This is a genomic window from Fervidobacterium gondwanense DSM 13020 (genome assembly GCF_900143265.1).
Lineage (GTDB): Bacteria > Thermotogota > Thermotogae > Thermotogales > Fervidobacteriaceae > Fervidobacterium > Fervidobacterium gondwanense.
Genome location: NZ_FRDJ01000016.1, coordinates 1 through 24,264, shown reverse-complemented (window position 1 = coordinate 24,264; position 24,264 = coordinate 1). Strand labels below are relative to the sequence as shown.

Below are 24,264 nucleotides of genomic sequence, written 5' to 3'. Positions count from 1 at the left end.
TATGGCAATTAGGCAAAAACAAGAGCAAAGACAAGAAACTAAACTAAAACAATCACAAGTTCTTGTAGACGAGAGAGTTATAGTTACTTCAGGAAGCGAAGAAGAGACGATATATGATATTACTGAATCGTATGATGATGATGCTTCTCAAAGTAGTGAGCGTATCGATTCTCAGCTTTACGGAGAATGGAGTATTGACCTGGAAATAGGCATTAAATTGACACCAAAGAAATCGTTCTTGGTTGTAAAAACAGACGTTGGTTATAAATTACTTTTCAGCGGGGACTCTGAGGAGAAAGTTAAAGGGTTGGTAAATTTGTTTGCTTCTTTCTTCCCGTTTGAAGAACTTTCAAAAGAAAAGCTGTTATATGTTTTGGAAGATGAACGGCAAGGAGAATATAAGTTCTCGATTGATAGAAGTCTGAATGATAAGAGCGTGTTGCTTCCAAATGGAGAGATAGTTCCAATAGTTCTCTTGAAAAGAAAGAAAGGAAGAATTGAAAATCAAGAGGATAAAGACTACAGAGAGTTTCGGGGATTGATATTTGATGAGTTTGAAATTTTGGAAGAGTTGAAAAAGAAGGAATATTTTGAACTTTTGAAAAAAATGCTAAACGGAAAAAGTGTTGAGGATTTTCCTGATGTTTTTTATGAAGTTTTTAATACAACAGAAGAGAAACGTGAACGCCTTCGTAATTTACTGAAAAATAAGAGAGTGAAGAGTGTAATTGAAGAGATTGTAAGAAATGCAAACAGCTAATGTATGAATGTAGGAGGTCTGTTCCATGTCTGCAGGACGGTCGGAAGGGAGTAAATTAAAGGTTTGTTTTGTTGTTGATGATGAATTGGAAAGTATTGTAAAGAATGTAGTCAATAGACTTGGTGTTCAGTTCAAAGCTAAGGGTGAGAAGGTTAATTTGGTAAATATTATTAAAAGGTCAGAATTAAAGAATCCCAAGGAGATAGAAAATAAAAAGGTAATATGGATTGTGACGGGTAATAGTTTTGACAATAAAGTTGGAAATAGCGGGAACGATATGTATATACTTATCATAGATAGGGCGCTTGATATAGATTTAATTAAGAAATTTTTGACTCACGATGTTGTTGGAGTATTTAGAAGAGAGAGGCTCGAAGGAGAAGGGCTCGAGTACGAAGAGCTTGGGAAATTTGAGAAGTTACTCAAGGATTTATTGAGGGAAACTGACGAAAATATCATTGTTGAAGAAGATACAATGTATGAAATGATACGGGCGAAGGATATTGAAAATTGGAAATTCGTCGTTAAGAGAGAAGAAATAGCGGAAAAATACGAGGACATAAAATACATCTCCGTTTTCCTTGATCCATCAATGCGCGAGTTTTCTAAAAAGTTAAAAACTATCATCGCTGATTTCAAGAAAAGTTATGAAACAATGACCAAGTTTGTTCGTGATAAAAAATATCGTAATACTCCTCGAATGGAGAGTCATGAGAAGCTACAGGATATTTCTAAAAAGTTTATTGAGTTTTTTAGTAAAAATAGATATTTTAAAGTCCCATCGCTCTTGTTAGAGGGAGAAACTGGAACTGGCAAATCGCTCATAGCAGAGATTATAGCCCGCGAAGTTCTTGGAGAACACCACTTCAAAGAAGAATATTACAGGCAGTCTTTAGTGAACGTGGAAAAGCAATTAATTGACTCGATACTCTTTGGAACCGAGAAGGGAGCGTTTACCGATAGTGTAACTAAACTTGGAAGGATTACAGTATCCTGTCCGGGTATTCTTTTCCTCGATGAGATTACAGAAGTACCTCCCGATGTTCAAGCAAAGCTCTTGACTTACATGGACGACAGTGTAGTCCATCCTGTTGGTTACACAGGAGCTGAAAAGATCTATGCACCAACCCATATCATTGCAGCGACAAATAAGGATTTGAAAAAAGAAATTCAAGAGGGTAGTTTCAGAGCGGACCTATACTACAGGTTCAAATACCGTTTGACTATTCCACCATTGAGAGAAAGGGTTGAGGATATAAGGTTCTTGATCAATTTCGTACTTTTGAATCCTAATGTCAATCCATTCGACAAGGAAGAAGGCTACAAAATTAAAAAGATTTCGCTTAACGCGATTAAAAAGCTTGAAAAGAGAAAGTACGCTGGGAATTTTAGAGAGTTTGAAGATGTGCTTAGGAACGCAGTTCAACAGGCTCTTTACGAAGGTTTGAACATCATACTTGAACGACACGTTCAATAATGGAAACTGGGGGTTTGGAAGATGTCGTATATTGAAAAAGAGAGAAAGTTTCTTATAAAAGAACGAGGGGCATTTGAGAGAATTTTGGACAATGGTTTGAAGTATGAGAATGGTGTAGTAACTTTAGATAATAAAGATAAGAAGAATAATATTGTAAAAAGGATAGGTATTATACAGTGGTACTTAAGAAAAGACGACGATGAAGAGGAGCGAATGAGGTTCGAGATGATAAAGTCCGACATAGGTTTTACTAAAAAATGGATTCGGACTGTTAAGAAAAAGCTCTCAGATAACAATGATTATGGTCTGAACAGAGAAGAATACGAAGAAATCATCGATGGAATTGATGATTTTATGTCAAAGAAACTTAAGAACAGTGATGTAGTGATGAAAATCAGGTACAAACTTTTAGATGTGCCTGAAGTGGTCATCGATGAGTTTATCTATCCTAAGGTTGATGGGTTTTTGATGGAGATTGAAAGTGTAAAAGGTGTAGAATTTAACGATTTCAAAGTACCACCCGAGTTAGAAAATGCGGTGGAAAGATTGGATGAAAACAACCAGGAACGTTATATGAACAAAAACTTAGCCGAACCTTTTGAAGGGTTAAGAGGAATAATAAATGCAAACGAGACGAACTGTTTGATAAGTACCATAAGTTATCTGAGAAACCGCATACTTGATAAAACAACAGTTGTCATGCCAGTGGGTCTGAGCTTTCGAGGTTACTTTAATGATGGAAATAATAGACCTAAGAGCACCGAAGAACAGGAAATGCTATTTGAAAGTCTTGTTGACTTTTTTGAGACAGGAGTTAGACCAAAACGTCCACCTGCAGAAATTGAGACATTAGCTTTAATCAAGAAAAAAGGCTACAAAATAAAGAATGTTGTATTGATATCTAATCGACCATGTTGTAAGAATGATAATGAAAACAGTGTATATTGTGAAACTATTCTTGAGCTCTTGAAGAACTTTTTGAGCAAGGATAGAGGAAAGTTGGACAATGTATTGGTCTTGTCTAACGGTAGTGAGGACTTTGCTGTGTTGGATGATAGTAAATTTCCGGAATTGCCATCACAGATTCTGTATATGCTGTATTTTCTTTTTAAGGCTGATAGAGATCAAGAATTTGAAAAAATATACATCATAGAAACCCCGTTTAGCAATGAGGGTACAACGACAAAGGAAAACTTGGAGACAGTCAAAATTGTTTTAAAAAAGATGGATAAATTGATGGAAAATGTTGGTGAAGATGATTCTGAGATTATTATGGATATCGCACCTGGTGTTAAGATGATAGGTCTTGCACTCATGCTCTGGGGGATATTTAGAAACAAAGACATTTACTATAAACATGAAAGGCAGGAAGAGCTTTTGCGTATTCCCAGGGTTGTAGTAAATTGGGATACTTACTACGTTGATAATATCATTTCAACACTTAACTCAATTCTCGACTCTGGTGTGGAGCCTTCTTGGACAGAACTTTTGCAGATACATGACGATGTTGCTGCCCTTTTTAATTTTGATAATAGTGGTCAACCAGTTGCTTTCTATGATATTCACTCAATTAAGAAGGAGTATTCAAAAAAGAGAAACCTTCCTTTTGGATACGGAGAGCAACTCTTGAAGGTTTTCAGAAGGAACCCTGAGCTTGCTGAATATATTGAATCTGGAATCTTGGAGAAATGGAACCACATGTGGATTGGGGACCAAATTCCTGAAACTGTGGAACACTCGCAAAGACACAGCAAAAGGCTGATGGACTTCTTGACAGGTTTGATACTTAAAATGGATGAAGATAATTTCTTTGCACCGTTCGGTTATAATGAACTTTACAAGAGTTACTACCAAAACATAACTTACAAAGATCTGATCTATTTCCTTCTGATAGTTTCCATAAACGTCCATGACCTTGGACATACGTATCCAATTTACAAAATTGAAAAATTGAAAAAGACTCTCCATCTTGATTCCCTTCCATCGCTTGTACGCGATGTGCATAACGAACTAACCGTTCAGCTTTTGGATAATGAGCATTACAACGTACTTGCTTTCCAAAAACCATTTATTGGAAGCGGGAAAGAAAGTGATAAAGGCTTGACGCTGACAAGGATATTCGGTAGAGAAAAGGCAGTTGCTGTTAAGAAAGCACTGCAGCTGATTTCTAAATATCATAGAGGATATTTAGCAGTCGAAAGAGATGATGAAAGCGAATCAAAAGACTTTGCTGAGATACTTGGCGTTGATACTTCGAGTTTGGAAAGTTTAATGAGCGACCCACATTCTGAATGGTATGTGGACGATGAACTTGAAAGAAAGGTGATTAAGTTTGTTGTGAAGTGGTTGAAATTCATAGATGCTACGGACGTTCAGGCAGATAGAATAGTAACAGACGCTTATCACTTTAATAGACTGCTAAGAACAAAAAACGAATGTCTTTATCTTATTGATAAGTATCAAAGTATTGATATTCCGGAAGAAACTTCTAAATATAAAGAAACCAAAGCAGAACTTTTGAAACTCAAGGAATTCTTAGAGAACGAGCAATATATAGAAGCCGAGAAAACGGCAAAATATGTAGAAGAGAAAATCGTTTACCCAACAATTAAGGAATTGATAGATGAATATTCTGAGAGTGTGAGAGTTCCTGAATTCATACAATTAGCTGATAAGATAGCATTCAAAGCGCGCCAGTTCAGTCATTTTGATAAACACAAGTCTGTGCGAATGGTATACGCAAAGTCTTTTGGAATAAACACGCTAAGTTCCGGTGAAAATGGTAGAAAAGCATCTCTTGGATTGCAAATCGTGAAGAATTCCGAAGTTGAGACTGATGAAGAAACTTTGAAAAAGATAGAAAAGGACATAAGAGAGGAGTTTGAAAAAGCTAAGCTTTATATTGAGTACAAGTCGGTATGGGATGAGTTTGAATTGAAGATTCAAAGATAATGAGAAAAAATTAAGGAGCTTCCCTGTGATTTCAGGGAAGCTTTTTTTGTTATATCTTCCAAGCAACCCATAAATCCCCACCGAGTCTTCAACCTCGTGTAAAAGGCATCTTAAGCTGGTCTTCTGTCTTTACTTCCCAAGGACAAGCCATCTATCCAGCTATATGTCATTTGTAATACATGAAACCATTTTACGAAATTAAATATAACAACATCAGAAATCCAAAAACTTGTATTTATAAGAGAAATTCAAACTTTTGCCTCCAATTGTCATATGTAATACACGGAAGCCACAAGGCAGATATAGCTTAATCGCGGGAAATCAAGAGCAGAAAGGAGGTGAGGAGAATGGAGTTTCTCGAAGAAAAAATGGACACCCTCATGCCAGAAGAGATAGTCATGAGCTCCTCGCCAATCGACGGACTTGCATACAGCATAGTTCTAGTCATAATGTGAGTAGTTGGGGTTCTCAAAGCCATCGAAGAATTGTCCGAGTAACATAGTCTCATCCCGACCCGAAAGCAAGTAAACATCTAAAGGTCTATCCACCGAGCGTGGACAGTAAATCCTCGCACGGTGTTCTCTTGTAAAGAACAAAATATGGAGGTGAAACTGGAATACCGATGTTCGATCTTCCGCTGGTATTGGCTCTTCTAACCCTGATATCTCCTGTGGATTTTATTCCTGACTTCGTACCGTTCATGGGAAGGTTCGACGATTTTATAAGTATTATCTACATAATCTACAAACTTGCTAAAGCTTTCAGACGTGCGTGAGTTTGAATTACGAGTACCAACAGCAACACGTCATGAGAAAAGCCTGATGGATTCACTTTAAATGTCATTTGTAAATCACGGAAGGTTATTAACAATTTCGATTGGGGGTGAGAGTTGAACATGACTTATCCAAGGAATAAACAAACGAAGGAAGGTGAGACAGACGCAAAGATTCAAAATCGAAGAGCAAGTGGGTGAGATCCAAGTAAAAAATCAAATTATGAAAACACATAGGTATAGCCTTATAGTCTTATAATTCATTTTCCATTCTATTCTTAATCAACCCTGGGAGGAAAGCATTGACATTTCCTCTCCAGGGATTTTTTGTGAAAATACCCATTGTTATCTTCAACACCTTCCTAACCAAAAATCCTACCTTCCAATTCTTGCATATTTTATACCTACTCAAAGTACTCTTCCAAATTCATGCTAATCTTTCGTACGGTTCGTTTGGAAAATGCATTCAGGCGTTTCAGACGTTAAAAGTCATATGTAATAACGGAACCAATAACATACAAGGTTGGTAAGTTAAAGAGTTTCTTCACGGACGAATAAATCGGCATGAAAAAGATTATGTAACATATGATATTTCATGAATGTTATAATCAAGATATGTCAAATGTTCATATTAGCCTTCCTACTAAAAAATATTAAATAGGGGGTGAGATGATGGAAAGCATTTCAAAGGAAGTTCTAAACCAAAAATGGGAAGAGTACAAGCAGGAGGTGAAAAACGGCGCTAATCCTCAACAGTTGTACCAAGAGGAAATCTGGCCATCACTTTTAGCTCTTTGGAAGGAAAATCCTATTGTTAGTCCAGAATTCAAGAAGTTTGACGTTTCAATACACACTTTAGGTACAAGTCCTGAAGCAACTACGCTTGCTATTCTCGGAACACAGGCTGATGAGATCTACATTCTTCACACTCCAGAGACACAAAAGCATATAGAGAAGATAGAAGCTGATACTGGTAAGAGAGTTTATCCTTTGGAGATTCAAAAGAGCGACGTGACGAAGATATACGAAAAGGTCGTTGACATTATCACAAAGTATGAAGACAAAGATATAGCTCTTGATATAACAAGTGGAACAAAAGCGATGAGTGCCGGACTTGGTGCAGCGGGTTTCTTTTTCAGAAGATTTTTCGATAAGATTAGAGTTGTATATATCGACAACGAGGAATACGATACAGATTTGAGAAGACCAAGAGCAGGTGCCGAGAAATTAGTTATTTTACCGAGCCCTCACGAAGTGCTTGCCGATGTTGATGTACTACTTGCAATCGAAAAATACAGGTCAAAAGACTTTTATACAGCTCACGACCACTTAATCGCTGCTCGAAGAAAAAGCGGCAATGAAAAATTCAAAGTCTTTGAAGAATTATGTTTAGCATATGGAAAATGGTATGCTCTTGAAATAGGAGTCGCTGCAAAAAGGATGGAGGAAGTCTTAAGAAATTTAGAAAAAGACCAATTCATGAATGACCCACTGAGAAAATATTACAATGTTTTCAAGATACAGAAGCAAATTCTTGATGCAATTAAGGATGTTATCTATAGCAAGGAAGAAAAAAGTTTTGAGAACAAAAAAGGCATACTTGCTTTGGCGGAAACACTATTGTGGATTGCTAATAAATATGGGACTGAAAACAAAATACTCTCTTCGCTATATACCTACCGTGCTTTCGAATTGCTATTGCAACTTAGATTGTACAGCTTAGGAAAAACCTTTGAGACAAGCTCGCTAACCGCTGAAGAACAGAATGCACTTATCGATACACTGAGGAAGATCTTTGAACAAGTAGAACAAGAACTACGTCCAAAACTTGGTTTGCTTCAAATTTTAGTGTATCTTCTGAATGTAAAAGATGAGTGTACAACTAAAGTTATATCCGCAGAAGATGTTAGAAATCTTGCATTTATGGTAAGCACGCGCAATTCCTCGATACTTATCCATGGACTAAACATTCCCGAAGATAAGCAAATAGAAAAACTCAAAGAGAAAACCGAGAAGTTACTGAAAGAAATCAAGAGAACAGAAAGGCTTGACTTTTCAATTCAGCCAGTCAACATTGATTACAAACTTGTGTTCGGACATTGAAAGATAATTCTATTCATTACCCCTGGGAACAATCCCAGGGGGTTTTTTATCATTTCTTTTCTTGCCGGTACGGAAACTTCCAATAACTATTTTGAATCTTCAAGTGGGAGGTGTCAGAGTGTTCAACAAATCCCAAAGACTCTTCTTAGTTTCCCTCATATTATCCTTTATTGTTTTGCTCCAATCTTGTGTACCTAACGAAAGTATTGTGAATGCCCCGTTACACGGTTGGACAATTTCGAGCAAAAAAGACCCAATGACTGGAAATGAGATTTGGTATGCTATTTCACCCGAAGTAAAATCGCTTGAGACAATGACCTTTCCATATTCAGACACAAAGGCAAGGCTCATTGTAGCAACAGACGGGCAAACTGAATGGACGTACATATGGTTCAACAACGCACCCAACATTGCAGATTTCGACTTTGGAAGTGGGGGATATCTTGTTATAAACACGCGAATAAAGTGGGATAACCAGGAACCAGAATACACTACGTTTTACCAAGAACCGCTGAGTAACTTCTTGAATTTTGGAAACGATGCGTATATCATTAACAAAATCCTTAACCATGGAAAATTAATGGTCGAACTCAATTGGTACAGCCAAGGATATGTACACTTCGAATTCTCACTTGCAGGTGCCAAAGAAGCAGTTAAGCAGATAAGAAGCAAGTTCAGTAATCAAGTTCAGTAATTAAGCTATATTTATCCTTTTTTTCCGTACCGGCTCTCTTTACAAATCTACAAATCTTAGGATTAGGAGGGTGATTGAACGTGAGGAAAGTATTTGGGAAAGTATTGCTCTTTCTTGTTGTGCTCTTAACATTTTTCGGTGTATCATCGTTTGCGGACACACAAGAGGCTACAAAAGTTAGTTTAGCGGTTATGGAAAACGACGATATTAGGATAATCGTGGATTTGGAAACGTACGTTGGTTCTTTGTTCGACATATTAGCAAACACAAAAGTTTTGCGTTTGACAATTACTAACAAGACAGGACTACCTTTGAAAATCATATGGGACGAATCTCTATTCACTGACAACTACGGGAAACCCGTCAAACTAATTCGTGAAGGTCAAAAGTTCATAGACGCAACGCGTGCTCAGGTTCCGACAGTAATCTTGCCTAATTCTACACTTTCAATTATTGCAGTCCCAGAGAGTCACATTTATTACTCAGGTGGTTGGCAAGTTCTTGGAATCTCCGGAATTGTTTCCAATAGAAAGTTGTTTGTTACATACGAAGTTAATGATAAAAAGAAGTACATAGAAACAAGTATAATAATAGAATTGCCATCGAAATCTTCTAAAAACCAAAAAACAAGGATCACTTTTCCATTTTTCAATATTCTCTACCCTTTTTCTGACAAAGAAGGAAACATAACAAGTTACAAAGGCTTCTCGGCACTTCTCTTTGGATACGTGGAAAAGAACTATTATGGATCTATGAAATTCAACTCATGGAACAACTTCTGGCATTGGGGAACGGCATTTATTGTACTCCCATATATAGGTATAGGAACTGAATATGTCAACGGTGATGGAACATTTGCATTTTCGCTTTTTACATTGTATATAGTCCCATTCTTTGAATTTTCAGTTTCATTCTAATTTTGATACCTTTTTCTTCTCCTCAACCGCCTCTATATTTGAGGCGGTTTTTCCTTTGAAAAGTTGAAAAAGTTATGTCAGATTTTGCCGATTCTTACGTTTTATATATTGTAAACTACCAGAAAAGCTTCTAGTTGGGAGGTATTCCTTTGATTAGGAGGAAAGAGGAAAAACGTGTGAGAAGAAGAATTCGTAAACACCGTCTTCCTGTTTGGGTACCTATTAAAAAGAGAGGATTATTAGAAAGGTTAGGTTTAATTAGACCGTCGTGATATCTCAATATCTTTGCGGCTTACTTATGCGGTTATTCTGTTAAGTATTAAACTTTAGAAGAGGAGGTCTTTTCGGTGTGTAGATTAGCCATTTTCAACAACATGGGTATAAAAGGAACATGGTTGGACATGCTTACTCTATCAAGAGGCGGAGATGGAAACGGGTTTGTTAGCTCAGAAGAGATAGAACCAAGACGCTACAAAATTGGCAAAACAAAAGATTTCTTAGTGAACGATTTGCATGTCAAGAAATGGTTCATTGGTGAAAACTACGCATATGAGCACGCAGGTTTAGAAATTTCTTGGCTTGTTTTTCACACGAGGTATGCAACGGTTGGAAGCGTTGACCTTGAACACGTTCATCCATTTGTTGTAAGAAATGAAAATAGAATTGTGTTGCTCATGCAGAACGGACACGAACCAGATAACATACAGCAATTGGCAGAAGAAACTGGAATATTCTTTGACGGAACTGATTACAGAACAATGGCACGAATAATTGCGGAAACAGGAGACAGTTGGCACCTAACCAAAACACGAAGCAACTGGTTTGTCTTTGTCTTTGAAAAAGCTGAAAACAAGTGGTATCTGAACGTTGCTTCATTTAGACCGTACGACCCACTTCATTTCTACGGGGATTTTAAAGGTTCTTTCTACATATCTTCAGAAAAATTAGAATCAGATCAAGAGACAAAGACATTAGAAGGTCTCTTAAGATTTGAAGTATCAAAAGAAAAATTGAAACTCCTTGTCTAAAACAACTTATTAGAGCTAATGCCTTTGGTTAGAAAGTATAATATGTAAAGAATTGATTTATTCTTTTTCACATCGCATGGCTTCGGTACTCCACCGAAGCCATGCATTTTAATCTCTCCTGACACCGCTCTTCATCGTAGAATCCTATGTATTCATCCTTCAACCTTCCATATTCTTTTACTGTCTTTCTTTGTGTATCTTATGTTTTTTATCACTTTCTTCAAACAACTTTTCCATCAATAATTTCAGATATGCATTCTCTGCTCTTAACCTTTTCAGTTCTTTCTCATGTTCACCTTTCTTTGACCTTCCTTTCTTCATTTCCAAATTTCCTTGGGTAAGATAGTTCTTTATTCACAATCTTACCCTACCTTCGTCGATGCCTAAGATGCAATCTTGTTCTTTTGAAGATGCTTTTCCAAATAGAGTCTGATAACTTCTTGTTTCAGTCCAGAAGGATATTTCGTGAATTTCTGAGCTTTCTTAGCCAAATAAAACCCCCCCTTGTTGGTTATATTTACCACACTCGGGGGCTTTTCTTTTTCATTTTTCTTTATTGGGATTCAATGCAGTGTAAAGAAGATTTGTTATTGGATTGTATTGCAACTGAGTCTCAATTGCATGAGTATTATAAGACACTTCTTGAAAGGTTCAAGAGATTAAATTATATTCTTCACAATAAAATGATTATTCTAAATACGGAAAAGTCATTTTCTCAGTATGTAGGACAAAAATTTTCTTGCTTAATCGTAGGTTTTGAAATGCTTTGTTTTTCGTGCGAGTTATATCTGTTCGTGAGGAAATAATTAATTAACTATACTGAGAATTCGACATGATGATAGATTGATTTTAAGAATATCCTGAGTAGGTAGTTTAGCAAGATAGTTTCAGGAATTTCTTGAGGCCTTTCAAAGATTCGTGCTTCAGTCAATAATTCAGTACTTCGTGCAAAATTTTTCACACACTGTAGCGTTGTAATTTTTACATGCGTTGGTCTTTCAGCTTTTCTAAAGTAGGATAAAGGTTTACATTGTTAGTCTTGGCTGACTTGACAAATACTTGTAATACCGTGTAAAATTGTGATAAAATTAGAAAGAATGAAAAAACGAAAGATACGAGCTCATATATTAGCCTAAACAGCGAAAAAATGATTAATTCACAATTAATAATACAAGATGTTTTTAACTTCTAGAAAAGAGGTATCGATGTTCGTAAGACATTAGGTCAACAACACGATTTATCGATTTAGGGGGGATTTTATGAGGATACCAATTACTATGATGACACAGCATCCAGATAATGCGATGGAGTACATATCCGTCCAACAAGAACCTAATGAAGCGCTTTTCTCACTTTTGCCTCAAGAGTCCGGTGGACTTGGCATAGACGAGGTTATGATCGATTTTGAAGGAAAATTGACTCCGTACCACCAGCCGCTCCAGGTGGCGGCTGAGTTGTTTCACAATGGTCTAATACCGGGAAGGGATGTGTTTATAACCCCAAGGCTGTCAAGCGCAGATAAAGAAACTGTGTTTAGGCAGATAATGTGCATCATGGCAGCGGTCGAAACGAATTTTTCTATGTTTGAAAAGACACAATGCCAAGCTATTAAAGAAGTAATAGTACCTATGGTCGAGAGTTCAAACGACCTTTTTGATACAGTTGGTCGGATTCAGCTTGTAACAGAGCTTGGGAATAGGAATTTCAACATAAAGTTTGACAGGAATTCGATAAGTGTGATTCCGTTGTACGAGGATGTAGTGTCCCTTGTGAATGTAGATAAATCGCTAAGCGAGTTCATAGATGGTTTGGAGAAGAAACCTGAGTATGTAAGGTTTATGATAGGAAGGTCTGATTCGGCTTTGTCATATGGAATGGTCTCAAGTGTGTTGGCTGTCATTTTATCTATTTCTAAAGCGAAGGAATTGGAAAAAAATTATCAGGTAAAGATTTACCCAATAATGGGTTGCGGTAGCTTGCCGTTTAGGGGACAGCTTACTCTCGAAAATGTGGAGAATTTTCTTAAAACCTACTCTGGGGTAAGTACACTAACTATCCAGTCAGCTTTAAGGTATGACCACGGTGCTGAAAAGACGAAAAAGCTTGTGAATTATTTGAAAGAAAATATAGACAAGCATGAGGTAAAGAAGTTTTCTGAGAAAGAAGTTTCTATTATAAAGGATTTCATTTCTATATTCACCAAATACTATCTCAGGTCATTCCTAAAAATCGCAGACGTGGTTGCAAATGTTTCTGTGTTTATTCCCAAGAATCGTGATAGGTTAGCAGCTTCAAGAAGGGGATTATCGTATCACAGAGAATTCGTTGATGTTCATAAGTTAGCGACGATAATTGAAGATGAAAAGATAAAGGAAGAGATTTTAGGAATCGATACTTCTTTAAATGTTAACATCCCAAGAGCAATTTCATTTAATGCTTCAATGTACACGATTGGCATGCCTCCAGAATTTCTGGGAACTGGTCGAGCTCTCAAGGAAATCAGAGATAAATATGGCGATCTAGGAATAGAAATGCTTAGGGAGATTTACCCGCAGATCAACGCCGATATGGAATTTGCCTTGAAATATGCTAATCCAAATATTTCAAAGCGATTTGTCGATGAGGAAACAAGAAGAGAGTATGAACTAGATATTTCACTCACAAGAGAGATTTTAGGAATTGATTTTGATATGGAGGCGAATATAGAAAACAGCTTCTATCATACCCTTTTGAAGACAGCTAGGCCAATACTTCTACATCTTCTCGGGAAAGAGTCTCAGATACTTAATAGTGATTCTCAAGAGTATAATATTTTGAAGGAGTTGATTTCCAAGTTGGGAAGTCTTAGAGGTGGATTGGGTTAATGGTAACAGAAATCCCCCGTCTCGGGGGATTTCTTATTCTAACATTTGCATGTAGAATTCGACAGTTTTTCTTAGTGTTTCGTCAATTATGTTTTTCAGTTCTTCTTTCGTTGGCATGTAGGCTATGGCTTTTATGAGATTTATCGTGAACTTTTCGTAGTCTGTGCAGTCTTTGTCGAAGAAATCGTCGAGTGGTTGTTCAAGCAGCGATGTTAGTTCGTTGGCAAAGTCGAAGTGAAGCTCTTCTATCTCGGCTCTTATGTCTTCTATAAAATGATCTATGTTTGTTTCGCCCGATAGTATGTATTGGTGCAATCTTAATATCGCTGTTGAGCATGCGAGCGGCAGCCCTGCACCCATGGTTGTGAGTGTTATGTGCGTTGCGTTTTTTTCCATTATTATTGGCTCAGTTCCTGCAATGTAGATTCCTGCAAGTATGTATGGAAAGTGTTGAGTACTTGCACTTTGTGCGTCTTGGAGTTTTGGGGTGATTTTTGTTAGTTCGATGAATTTTTCTGTTATTATCTGTCCTTCATCGTCTGTTGATTCTATTATTATTTCAAGTTCTTTCTGGAATGGGAATTCTACCTGCTCGAGTTTGGATTCTGATTTTTTCATTTCGTTTTCATATTCGTCGTCGAAGCGCTTCTTGCCTACATAGAATTGTATTCTTTCAAAGTTTTCTGGGAAGTCTTCCTGGATTTTTTCAAAAGTTGTATAAGCTTCTTCGTACAATCCGAGCCTTCTTTGTAAAATGCCGAGTTCGTTCAACACTTCTGGTGTTTCGTATTCTTTAGAAAGTTCGTATAGCATTTTGTACGCTTCAAAGTGTTTGCCGAGTTTTGTGAGGGTGTAGGCTAAGTTGTATGTTATTTCTGGCATCTTTGCGCTTTGCAGTCCTTTTCTGAATGTTTTTTCGGCTTTTTCGTATTGGTTTCGGATGTTATAGAGCACGCCAAGTCGTAAGTATGCCTCTGGCATGGGCTGGAATTCGAGTCCTTCGCTTGCAAGCGGCTGAGATTCAAGTTTTTGGATTATTGAGTTGTAAACTATTTCTGCATCATCAAGTTGTCCAAGTTCCATGTAGGTGTCCCCGATTTTTAGTAAAGGGAGCAGGAAGTTCGGGTCAATCTGGTAAGCTTTCGTGTAGGCATCAACGGCTTCGTCGTAGTCTTTTTTGGCAAAGAGCAAGTTCCCGAGCTCGTAGTATGCCAATGAGAAATTCGGGTTTAGTGCAAGTGATTGTTTGAATTCTATCTCTGCAAGGTCGTAGTTTCCAAGTTTTGCTTGGAGCAATGCGGAGTAAAAGTTGTATCTGTAGTCTACTGCTATGCTTTTGACTTTGTTGAGTAGTTCTTGTGCATCATCGTACTGTTTTGCGTTGAGCAAGATTTTGAATTTTTCGTAGTAAAAATACACAAGGTAAGATTTCCAGTATTCGTCTTTTTCAACGTTGAATTGCTCTTCGAGACCCCTGACAATAACGTCTATAGGTATGTTGTTCTGGTCTGTAACGAGTAATAAGTCTTCGGCAAGTACTGGAAGCTTAACCGGAAGGTTGAGCTTTTTGGCAATTTCCGGCTTTATAGGGAGATATACAATCGCTTTTATTTTGTCCACCTCGCTTTTGGTTTACTTGTTGGTTTACTTGTTACTTTAATTTATCCAAGCGCACCGAGTCTTCGACCGGCTATGATGTGGAAGTGTATGTGCGGGACTTCTTGTCCGGAGTCTTTTCCGTTGTTTTGGACTATCCTGTAGCTTTCTATGTTTTGTTGTTTTGCCACGGTCTTTATTACTTCAAATAATCTCCACATTTTTTGGCTGTCTTCGAGTTCTAAGTCGTTTATTGTTGGAATGTGTTTTTTGTATATCGCGAGCAAGTGAGTTGGTGCTACGGGACGGATGTCTTTGATGACTATGAATTCCTCGTCTTCGTATACTTTTTCCGATGGTATCTGCCCGGCTATTATTTTGCAGAATACGCAGTCGCTCATTTCTTACACCCCCTGATAAGCTGTGTTCGTTGGGTTTATTTTATTACCTTGCCAATTTTACTTTCAAGATTGTAGTATTTAGAGTTCTCAACGCTTAATGTCTGGGAAGATGATTTGTAAAGGTAAGCGATGGAATAATTTTGTAAAGCTATGGTCCCAAATTCTGAGTTCTTAGCTTTGATAACTCCGCCTCTGTCGGTACTTACTGTGTTTACTTTTGATGACACGAGCGCCATCACAGAGAGGTCTGAGATGTTGAGTGTAGAGAAGCCTGAGCTGTATGCAACGACTTTTGAAACCATGCCTAAGTCCATTTTGCCAATACTCGAATTGTTGATAATCACGTTTCCGCAGTTTTTGACTTCTAACTCGGTTATGTTCGAATCGATTATGTAAACTGCATATGCACCGTTTATTTTGGCGCTTCTAAGCGATGAGTTGCGAATAACTACAAAGTTCGGCATTACGAGGTTCATGTCGAGTATATCTGAGTTGTCGAGAAAGACTAACGCACCGCGGTCGGATGTAACTTTTAGTTCAGTTCCCAGGACGCTCGCGTAAAGTATTCCGCTTCCAGAAACGCTCAATGTCCCGCTACCGAGGATTGTTGCTGGTCCAGTTGTTACCAGCGAACCTTTGATGTTAAGTTCAGCGTTTAGCGAATTTATCAATGTGACGCCATTTTCAAGTATTAGTGCGCTGTTTTCTGGGATTATCGTTCTGCTAATTATCCTGTATGGCGATTTGGACGATAGGAGGAATTTTCTTCCCGAAATGTTTGATATCGGGTTCTGTGAATCGAGTATGTCGAGTTTTTCAAGCGTTGGAGGTACGAACGCAACGTCCGATATGTTACCAAAATCATCTTTTATTACACCGATGTACATTTTTTCGGATATCGACATTTCTTTGCTTGCTGCAACGGTTTTTAATTCTCGAACTGTAGGATCGTAAAATGTTGCTGTGCCTTCGAGGACGAATGTGTAGTACTCAACTGAACCATCGGCTTTCACTGGATCTGGCATTGTTTTTACTTGTATCGTATAGGTGCGGTTGTCAATTGTAATTTTTCTCGTCCCGTCGGCAAGGAGCATTCCGTCTAAGAATGTAAACGGGTAGTTTTTACCATCAACTTTGATGTTCTTTTCGATGTCTATCTTCTGGATTCCGAGTTTTGCTGGGATTTTTAGCGTTGTTTGTGAAGTAGAATCGGTGGCGGGAAGCCCAACCACCGAGATGAAAAGCATTAGTAGTGTTGTGATTAGTAGCAAAAGCTTTCTTTTAAGTGTTTTTTCCCTCATCAGCGTTATTTTCTCTCACCTCTTAGTACTGCTGCACATCTTGGACATGTCTCTGGATGTTGCTCGTCCTTTCCTGTCTCAGGATGGTATTTCCAGCACCTTTGACACTTTTCACCTTCTGCGCGTTTGACCTCGACGTTTGCAACTAAGCCGTTGTAGCCTGAGACGTTTTCAGTAAGTGTGACTTTCGATACAATGAAGAATTCCTCAAACAGTTCTTCGTATTTTTTAGCCAATGCTTTTAGTTCATCGTTTTTGAGTTCTAAAACTACGTGCGCGTCTAAGGAGTGGCCTATGACATCGGAAGCACGAGCGTTTTCAAGAGCTTTGAGCACGTCGTCGCGTATGAGCATCAGTTGCTGGAATTCTTCAAGCAGTTGTTCGTCGATGAACTCTTTTCTTACTTCTGGCCAGTATTCGAGGTGTACGCTTTCGAATTTCTTCAAGTGGCTCTCTTGATACGCTTCTTCCGCTGTGAATGGTATTATCGGCGCAAGTATCTTTACGAGCGCTTCAAGTATGTAGTGGAGCACGGTTTGTGCCGACCTTCTGTATATTGAGTCTTTTGCTTCGACATAGAGTCTGTCTTTTAGTATGTCAAGATAGACAGAGCTGAGTTCTGTCGTGCAGTATTTGATCGTTGCGTTGTAGACTTTTGAGTATTCGAATTCTTCATAGTACTGCGTTACTTGTTCAATGTATTTTTGAAGCCTTGCAAGTGCCCACTTGTCAAGTGGCAGTAGTTTTTCATACGGTACGATGTTGTCTTCGGTGAAATCATTCAGGTTGCTGAGCAGGTATCTGATAGTGTTTCTGAGTTTTCTGTATACTTCAACCTGCTGTTCGATTATGTTCTTTCCTACCCTTATGTTGTCAAAGAAGTCGGTGCTTGCAACCCATAGTCTGAGTATGTCCGCACCGTATTTATTGACTATTTCGAGTGGGTCTATTACGTTTCCGAGCGATTTGCTCATCTTTCTTCCCTGTTCGTCTTTTATGAACCCGTGCGTCACGACGCTCTTGAATGGTGCTGTTCCAGATTTTGCTGTTGCGAGGAATATTGAGCTCTGGAACCAGCCTCTGTGCTGGTCGTCACCTTCAAGGTACAAGTCAACGGGGAATTTCTCGCCTTTTGACCTTATTACCGCTTCCCATGAGCAACCTGAGTCTATCCAGACATCGAGTGTGTCGTATGTTTTTTCAAACTCCGTGCTTCCGCATTTTTCACACTTGAATCCTACTGGCAGTAAATCTTTTACATCCATTTCAAACCAAGCGTCTGTGCCTTTTTCTTTGACTATGTTTGCAAAGTGTTCGACTACTTTTGGATCGAGTATGACTTCCCCACAGTGTTTACACTGAACGGCTGGGATTGGCACGCCCCAGACTCTTTGTCTGGATATAGTCCAGTCTGGTCTTTCCTGGACCATAGCGGTGATTCTATTTTCTCCCCATGCAGGGTACCATTTGACTTTCTTTATTTCTTCAAGAACTTTGCCTCTGAGGTTATTTTTGTTGACTGATATGAACCACTGCGGTGTCGCACGGAACATTACCGGTCCTTTACAGCGCCAGCAGTGTGGGTAGCTGTGGCTTATCTTTCCAACTTTAATGAGGTTTCCGTTTGCTTTCATGTCTTCTACAATTATTTTGTTTGCATCCCAAATCTTTAAGCCTTCGTATTTTCCCGCCTCTTTTGTGAATTTTCCTTCGTTGTCAACTGGCGAGAGGACTGGCAGGTTGTATTTTAAACCTGTTTGGTAGTCTTCTTCACCGTGTCCTGGTGCCGTGTGGACACAGCCAGTACCATCTTCGAGCGTGACATAGTCTGCAAGAACTATCACGGATGTTCTGTCATACAGTGGGTGTTTTGTGAGCTTTCCTTCGAGTTCTTTTCCAAGGAATTTTTCAACAACTTCGAAGTTAATATCGACATCCGCTGCGAATTTTTGGAGCAGTCCTTCGGCAACTATCCAATGTTCTTCACCAACTTTGATTTTTACGTATGTGTATTCTGGATGGAGCGCTATAGCGACGTTTGCTGGTATTGTCCAGGGTGTTGTGGTCCATATGACTACGTATGTTTTTGGGTCATCGACCATTTGGAATTTTACATATATGGACGGCGAGTCGTGGTCGTGGTATTCGATTTCCGCTTCGGCAAGGGCGGTCTTGCACGTTGGACACCAGTAGACTGGTTTGTTTCCTCTGTAGACGTTCCCGTCTTCAACGAGCGTTTTGAAGACATCTAATATATGGTATTCGTACTCTGGGTTAAGCGTTATGTACGGGTTTTCCCAGTCGCCTTTAACGCCGAGTCTTTTGAATTCTTCCCTTTGTATGTCAACGAATTTGAGTGCGAATTCTTTACAGAGTTTTCTGATTTCAACAGGTGTCTTGTTCTTTGCTTCTTCTCCGAGAGTAGTCGTTACTCTGTGCTCTATCGGAAGTCCGTGCGTGTCCCATCCAGGTACATACGGTACTCTGTATCCACGCATCGTTTTGTAGCGCGTGACGAAGTCTTTCAGGATTTTGTTCATCGCTGTACCGAGGTGTATATCACCGTTTGCGTATGGCGGTCCGTCGTGGAGTAAATAAGTCGGTGCGCCTTCGCGCGTTTCAAGGGTCTTTTTGTAAATCTCTTTCTCTTCCCAGAATTTGAGCATCTCGGGTTCCTTATTCACAAGATTTGCCTTCATCTGAAAGTTGGTTTGTGGCAGGTTTAACGTATTTTTGTAATCCAATTCAGACACCTCCTAAAGCTTCTTATGTATATTATACACTATTGTATTCACTGCCAGATTAAGAATAGAAAAAAAGGGGTGATGCCCACCCCTTTTTTTCGCAGGTGTGGGCATCGATTACATGTTAATTAAACGGCTTATTACTTCTTTTAATTCAGTCAAGTCGGCAGATTTAACAACGTACGCATCGGCTGCCCATGAAGCCATGTCACTTTTGTAGTGAGAATACGCTGTTAAGAGCACGAGTTTTGCTTCTCTTCTTATTTCCCTGAGTTTACCAGCAAGTTCTAAGCCATTCATACCGGGCATCTCTATATCGATTGTAACTAAATCGTATACTCTTTCTTGGAATTTTCTTAATGCGTCTTCCCCATTCTCGGCTTCATCGACATCGTAACCGGCATCCATTAATTCTTCAGCTACTAAGAGTCTCATGTTTGGCTCGTCTTCAACAACAAGAATTCTTTTGGGCATATTTTCTACCCCCTTTCTTGGGGATATTATACCATACGAACTTGAGGTTTTTCAACAATTTTTCGATAATTCTTGTTGATTTTATTTGTACATTACAAGAGCGGATGTTGCTGGTATCTTTATCTGTCCGCTGAGTTGGTAGAGTACTTTCGTACCTGCTTTTTTGTTGTCAACCACAACGTTCCATGTGCCTTCTGGTAGTGTGAATGTCTGTTCTTTTGTGTCTCCGTTGTATATTACGAGTATTTCTTTCCATGAATCTTTTGGATCTTTGAGCATGAATGCCACAGCTTTCTTTGGTGATGGCAAGAAAGTGAGCACTTTCTTTATGTCTTCTGCTGCTCTCTGTCTGAACGCTGGGTGTGTTTTTCTCAATTCGATGAGCCCTTTATAGTATTCGAATACGTCTATGAACTGCGCTTTTCTTTCGTAGTCAAATCCGTTTATTGAGATTGGTGAGTTGTAAGAGTTTTCGTCGAACTTCTTCGTTCTTGCAAAGTCTTGTCCTCCGTGGAGGAATGTTACGCCTTGCGATGTTAAAAGTATTGCGCCTGCAAGTTTCTGAGCATCTTTGAGCATTTCTTCTGTCCACTTAACTGCTGTGTCTGCCTGAGCTGCAAGGTAGTTTTTGTCCCAGAGCGTGTGGTTGTCGTGTGCTTCTACGTAGTTAATCGTTTCTTGTGGGTTCTTTGCAAAGCTCTTTATGACATCATCGTATTCTATGCTACCTGCAACACCACGTCTGATGCCTGTTTCTTTTGCAAGCGCGCCCATGAGGAATCCTTTAACTGTTGCGTTGAAGACTGAACCGCGCATTGCGTCTCTGAACTCGTCGTTGAATCCTGCTACTCCTGTACCTCCAAGGTTGTGTTTTCCGAATCTCGGAGATACTCCCATACCGCCCCATGGTTCACCGTAGAGGACTATTGCGGGTTCTATCTTTTTGAGAGCGTCTCTTACTGCTATCATTGTGTCTTTGTCGATTAATCCCATCTGGTCGAATCTGAAGCCGTCGACTTTGTACTCTTCAACCCACCATTTTACCGTATCAACAATGTATTTTCTCATCATCGGTCTTTCACTTGCTATGACGTTTCCACAACCGCTCTCATTGAGGTATGCGCCGGTCTGGTCTATTCTGTAGAAGTAGTAAGGAACTGCTTGGTCGAATGGGGAGAGCACGCCTATACCGTACGTGTGCGGGAAGACCATGTCGAGTATGACTCTTATACCGTTTTCGTGGAGCACTTTGACCATTTGTTTGAATTCGTTGATTCTTGTGTACGGGTTGATTGGGTCTGTTGAGTACCTTCCTTCTGGCACTGTGAAGAGGAATGGGTCGTATCCCCAGTTGTAGTATTTCTCAAAATCTTTGTCAAGTTCATCGCCTGTCCAGAAGTCGTAGACTGGGAGTATGTGTACGTGCGTTACGCCGAGTTCAACAAGGTGGTCAAGTCCTGTCGTTACGCCGTTTGGACCTCGTGTGCCTTTTTCCGTTAAGCCGAGGTATGTGGCTTTGTTCTTTACACCAGAATTTGGAAGTCCTGTTATATCAGCAATGTGTATTTCGTAGATTATCGCGTCGACCTGGTCTTCAAATTGTGGCTTTTTGTGTTCGAGCCAACCTTGTGGGTTTGTCTTCTTTAAGTCGATGATTGCGCTCTTCTTGGAGTTTGCTGTTACAGCTTTTGAGAAGTAGTCAAGCGATTCTCTGTACTCGCCGTAGCTGAAGTATCTGATTTTGTAGAACCAACCTTCCCAGTTGCCGTTCAATACTACTTCCCACGCACCGTTTCCGATGTATTTCATAGGGACGATTTGTGCAGGGTCTTTGTCGTCCCATTTTTTGTAGAGTAGTACATCGACTGTTTTGGAGACTGGTGACCAGACTCTGATTGTTGTCTTCTCCGGAGTGTACTCGAATCCGAGTGGTCCGTCATAGTATATCTTGTCGAGGATTTCCATCATCACTACGCGTGCGGGTTTATAGCCTTCGACTTCGACGAAGATGTCTTTGTTTACGTCTTCAAGTTTAATTGGTTCAGCGAGTACTACTTTTACGTGATTTGTCTTGGAGATATCTGTTGGATTTGCCTTTTCAACTCTCGCAACTTTTAGAGACTTTCCGTCGACTGTCACTTTTGCGGTTGCTTTTGTTGTTTCAATCTGACCTGTGAGATATGCTTCTACCGTGTACTGGTCGCGAGCTTGTGCAAATAGAATTCTTGGGCTTGTGTCGGGTTTTGTTGTGTAGATTTGTTCAATACCTTGCAAGAGCCACACCTCCGCTTTTCCGTCTTTTATCGTTATGAATCTGTCCATAGCAACGTCTTTCTGCACCCACTCATTGAGTCTAACGATGATACCAACTTTTGTCAACGTTTCAGGGAATTTAACTCTTGCGACAACGCCGAAATCGTCTTTTTCAGTAAATTGGTAAGCAGCACCATCTTTTGAAATAGGTTCTACCCACCATATCCAGAGGTTCCAACCATCGTAGTTTCCATCCCATCTGTGGTAGTGGATGATGAGTTCAGTTTCTGCAAGAGCGAATGTAAGTAAAAATAAAACTAACAAGAGTACAGAAATCTTTCTTAACATACCCTACACCTCCTTAGAAGTCTTAATCTTGGAAAAACTCTTGATATGTTCACGACAAGTTATTATACAACGGAATTCGAAGTTTTCAAAGAAAGAATTGGAAATGATTCCATTTTTTGATTAGACGAGGTATTTCTGCAAAGAGTTGTTCCAATCTCATGTGTGAGTCAAGAGTTACATCGTGGATATCGTGACAGGGTTGAAAAGGATGCGAAAACAACTTTGCGGCGCGAGATTCGGATAAGTTCATGTTTTTCAAGAAAGAAGTGCAAATTGATATTGTTTTTCTATATTGCTAAAAAGTAAACAAAATATTCTTCAGAAAAATTCTATTTAGAAGTAGTATAATTAAGTCAAAGGAGGTGAAAACATGAGTCTCAAGACACTTACATTGATTATCTTTGTTGTTAGTGCGGTTTTGGGGATATTTTTCACCTATCGGTCAAATTTCAGCGCGATGGATGGGCAGATTGGTGAAGATGCACTCGCGACTTTAAGGGCAATATCGGTGAGTATTGATGAGAAAGACATGCAAAAGGTCGTTGCAAGTATGGATGATACTATTCCAGAGTATGAGAAGATAAATTCGTATCTTAGCAAGGTGAGAGAGAAGTATGGGTTTAAATATTTGTATACGTTCTATGTGTCTACCGATGAGAAGATTGTCTACTTAGTTGACGGGATGCCAAAAAATTCAGAAGAATTCTCAGCTCTCGGAGATACAGAAGAAGATTCTTTCGTTATTTCTTATATCTCAAAAGCAGATGATTTCTATATTACACCGATATATAGGAGTGAAGAATGGGGAGAGTTAAAGATAGTTGGGATTAAACTTGGAACCTTCTCGGGCAAGGATGTTTGGCTTTCGTGTGATTTCGATGCGAACTTTGTTAGGGGTAAGGTTATTAGAGCATCTTTGTCTTCGCTGTCAGTTTTGCTGGTTGTGAATATTGCGTATCTACTTTTGGGTTTTTATATATTGTCAAGACTCAAGAATGTTTCTAATGTTATGCACAGCTTTGCGGAAGGCAATTTGAGTGTGAGTATCAGTAGTAAAGGTATGAAAGAGATCAGTAGAATTTTCAAAGATATTGATACAGCTAGGAGTGCACTTATCGATGTCATCGAAAGAATTAAGATAGGTATGGGCGGTGCTATTAAAGAATTTGAAGGGAATATCATGCTCGTTAAAGACTTCGAGAGAGAATTTGAAAATAGTATAGATGATTTTGAAAATGTATTCAAGGATATTCTTAAAGCAATCAACGATGTTACAGCAACAACTGAGCATTCCTGTAAGGAAAAATAGATTTTGAAAAAAGTATCGCCTCCTGATAATATATAATTACCCCATCACACTAAAATCAGGAGGCGATACCATGGAACAAAAGTATGTTAATCCAAAAGTTTCAAGAATTTCTCAAGACACTCTAATTGTCGGTATTGATGTTGCTAAAAGAAATCATTGGGTTAGGATGACTGATTATCGTGGAATTGATTTGATTAGCCCTTTCAAGATTAATAATACCATAGATGGTATTAAAATGTTAGAGGAAAAAATAAGAATTATTAAGCAAAAG

At 38.9% G+C, this 24,264-nt stretch carries 17 protein-coding genes and 1 pseudogene; 11 read left to right on the top strand and 7 right to left on the bottom strand.

Going from position 1 to position 24,264, the window contains the following annotated elements:
* Nucleotide 1 precedes the first annotated feature (1 nt).
* The 8 genes from BUA11_RS09580 (at nucleotide 2) to BUA11_RS09540 (ending at nucleotide 10,703) form a co-directional block, all read left to right on the top strand.
* The gene (locus tag BUA11_RS09580) at nucleotides 2–760 is read left to right on the top strand and encodes a hypothetical protein (RefSeq protein ID WP_072760979.1); all 759 of its coding nucleotides are present in this window, start codon (nucleotides 2–4) and stop codon (nucleotides 758–760) included.
* A 25-nt stretch (nucleotides 761–785) separates the two neighbouring features.
* On the top strand, nucleotides 786–2,237 hold the full coding sequence (locus tag BUA11_RS09575; RefSeq protein WP_072760977.1) for a sigma 54-interacting transcriptional regulator: 1,452 nt from the start codon (nucleotides 786–788) through the stop codon (nucleotides 2,235–2,237).
* Nucleotides 2,238–2,258: 21 nt separating this feature from the next.
* Entirely contained in the window at nucleotides 2,259–5,189 is a 2,931-nt protein-coding gene (locus BUA11_RS09570; RefSeq protein WP_072760975.1) for a hypothetical protein, read from the top strand.
* A 622-nt stretch (nucleotides 5,190–5,811) separates the two neighbouring features.
* On the top strand, nucleotides 5,812–5,964 hold the full coding sequence (locus tag BUA11_RS09565; protein ID WP_084634446.1) for a DUF1232 domain-containing protein: 153 nt from the start codon (nucleotides 5,812–5,814) through the stop codon (nucleotides 5,962–5,964).
* A gap of 669 nt (nucleotides 5,965–6,633) precedes the next feature.
* Complete coding sequence (locus tag BUA11_RS09555; protein WP_072760971.1) at nucleotides 6,634–8,064, top strand: TIGR02710 family CRISPR-associated CARF protein; 1,431 nt, start codon at nucleotides 6,634–6,636, stop codon at nucleotides 8,062–8,064.
* Nucleotides 8,065–8,182: 118 nt separating this feature from the next.
* Nucleotides 8,183–8,758 carry a hypothetical protein gene (locus BUA11_RS09550; protein WP_072760969.1) on the top strand — a complete coding sequence of 192 codons (576 nt, stop codon included), beginning with the start codon at nucleotides 8,183–8,185 and terminating at the stop codon, nucleotides 8,756–8,758.
* Between the two features lie 80 nt (nucleotides 8,759–8,838).
* A complete protein-coding gene (locus BUA11_RS09545) occupies nucleotides 8,839–9,675 on the top strand; it encodes a hypothetical protein (protein ID WP_072760956.1) in 837 nt (278 codons plus the stop codon).
* Nucleotides 9,676–10,022: 347 nt separating this feature from the next.
* The gene (locus BUA11_RS09540) at nucleotides 10,023–10,703 is read left to right on the top strand and encodes a class II glutamine amidotransferase domain-containing protein (protein ID WP_011994556.1); all 681 of its coding nucleotides are present in this window, start codon (nucleotides 10,023–10,025) and stop codon (nucleotides 10,701–10,703) included.
* 177 nt (nucleotides 10,704–10,880) lie between these two features.
* On the opposite strand, the gene BUA11_RS10350 is transcribed toward BUA11_RS09540, so the two are convergent.
* Nucleotides 10,881–11,024: a hypothetical protein gene (locus tag BUA11_RS10350; RefSeq protein WP_178137768.1), complete on the bottom strand. Its 144-nt coding sequence runs from the start codon at nucleotides 11,022–11,024 to the stop codon at nucleotides 10,881–10,883.
* Between the two features lie 938 nt (nucleotides 11,025–11,962).
* Between BUA11_RS10350 and ppcA the strand changes: the two genes are divergently transcribed.
* Nucleotides 11,963–13,567, top strand: coding sequence for a phosphoenolpyruvate carboxylase (gene ppcA / locus BUA11_RS09535; RefSeq protein ID WP_072760955.1), 1,605 nt, complete (start codon nucleotides 11,963–11,965; stop codon nucleotides 13,565–13,567).
* 33 nt (nucleotides 13,568–13,600) lie between these two features.
* Here ppcA and BUA11_RS09530 read toward each other — a convergent pair whose 3' ends face one another.
* The 6 genes from BUA11_RS09530 to pulA all read right to left on the bottom strand — a co-directional run bounded on the left by BUA11_RS09530 (nucleotide 13,601) and on the right by pulA (nucleotide 22,684).
* Nucleotides 13,601–15,187 (bottom strand): tetratricopeptide repeat protein, encoded by a 1,587-nt coding sequence (locus tag BUA11_RS09530; protein ID WP_084634444.1) that lies wholly within the window; start codon nucleotides 15,185–15,187, stop codon nucleotides 13,601–13,603.
* Between the two features lie 41 nt (nucleotides 15,188–15,228).
* Entirely contained in the window at nucleotides 15,229–15,564 is a 336-nt protein-coding gene (locus tag BUA11_RS09525) for a histidine triad nucleotide-binding protein (RefSeq protein ID WP_072760953.1), read from the bottom strand.
* 35 nt (nucleotides 15,565–15,599) lie between these two features.
* A complete protein-coding gene (locus BUA11_RS09520; RefSeq protein WP_072760951.1) occupies nucleotides 15,600–16,865 on the bottom strand; it encodes a hypothetical protein in 1,266 nt (421 codons plus the stop codon).
* 5 nt (nucleotides 16,866–16,870) lie between these two features.
* Nucleotides 16,871–19,609 carry an isoleucine--tRNA ligase gene (gene ileS, locus BUA11_RS09515; protein ID WP_072760949.1) on the bottom strand — a complete coding sequence of 913 codons (2,739 nt, stop codon included), beginning with the start codon at nucleotides 19,607–19,609 and terminating at the stop codon, nucleotides 16,871–16,873.
* A gap of 117 nt (nucleotides 19,610–19,726) precedes the next feature.
* Nucleotides 19,727–20,083, bottom strand: coding sequence for a response regulator (locus BUA11_RS09510; protein WP_072760947.1), 357 nt, complete (start codon nucleotides 20,081–20,083; stop codon nucleotides 19,727–19,729).
* A gap of 81 nt (nucleotides 20,084–20,164) precedes the next feature.
* Nucleotides 20,165–22,684 (bottom strand): type I pullulanase, encoded by a 2,520-nt coding sequence (gene pulA, locus BUA11_RS09505; protein ID WP_072760945.1) that lies wholly within the window; start codon nucleotides 22,682–22,684, stop codon nucleotides 20,165–20,167.
* 370 nt (nucleotides 22,685–23,054) lie between these two features.
* On the opposite strand from pulA, the gene BUA11_RS09500 reads away from it, so the two are divergent.
* Together BUA11_RS09500 and BUA11_RS09495 are read left to right on the top strand one after the other, a co-directional pair.
* Nucleotides 23,055–23,993: a methyl-accepting chemotaxis protein gene (locus BUA11_RS09500; RefSeq protein ID WP_072760943.1), complete on the top strand. Its 939-nt coding sequence runs from the start codon at nucleotides 23,055–23,057 to the stop codon at nucleotides 23,991–23,993.
* A gap of 70 nt (nucleotides 23,994–24,063) precedes the next feature.
* Nucleotides 24,064–24,264: pseudogene (locus BUA11_RS09495) on the top strand (IS110 family transposase); the annotation flags it as partial.

Bases quoted from the DNA above. Each gene is read 5' to 3' on its own strand.
- BUA11_RS09580 (WP_072760979.1), top strand. From the start codon at position 2: ATGGCAATTAGGCAAAAACAAGAGCAAAGACAAGAAACTAAACTAAAA.
- BUA11_RS09575 (WP_072760977.1), top strand. From the start codon at position 786: ATGTCTGCAGGACGGTCGGAAGGGAGTAAATTAAAGGTTTGTTTTGTT.
- BUA11_RS09570 (WP_072760975.1), top strand. From the start codon at position 2,259: ATGTCGTATATTGAAAAAGAGAGAAAGTTTCTTATAAAAGAACGAGGG.
- BUA11_RS09565 (WP_084634446.1), top strand. From the start codon at position 5,812: ATGTTCGATCTTCCGCTGGTATTGGCTCTTCTAACCCTGATATCTCCT.
- BUA11_RS09555 (WP_072760971.1), top strand. From the start codon at position 6,634: ATGGAAAGCATTTCAAAGGAAGTTCTAAACCAAAAATGGGAAGAGTAC.
- BUA11_RS10350 (WP_178137768.1), bottom strand. From the start codon at position 11,024: ATGAAGAAAGGAAGGTCAAAGAAAGGTGAACATGAGAAAGAACTGAAA.
- ppcA (WP_072760955.1), top strand. From the start codon at position 11,963: ATGAGGATACCAATTACTATGATGACACAGCATCCAGATAATGCGATG.
- BUA11_RS09525 (WP_072760953.1), bottom strand. From the start codon at position 15,564: ATGAGCGACTGCGTATTCTGCAAAATAATAGCCGGGCAGATACCATCG.
- BUA11_RS09520 (WP_072760951.1), bottom strand. From the start codon at position 16,865: ATGAGGGAAAAAACACTTAAAAGAAAGCTTTTGCTACTAATCACAACA.
- BUA11_RS09510 (WP_072760947.1), bottom strand. From the start codon at position 20,083: ATGCCCAAAAGAATTCTTGTTGTTGAAGACGAGCCAAACATGAGACTC.
- pulA (WP_072760945.1), bottom strand. From the start codon at position 22,684: ATGTTAAGAAAGATTTCTGTACTCTTGTTAGTTTTATTTTTACTTACA.
- BUA11_RS09500 (WP_072760943.1), top strand. From the start codon at position 23,055: ATGAGTCTCAAGACACTTACATTGATTATCTTTGTTGTTAGTGCGGTT.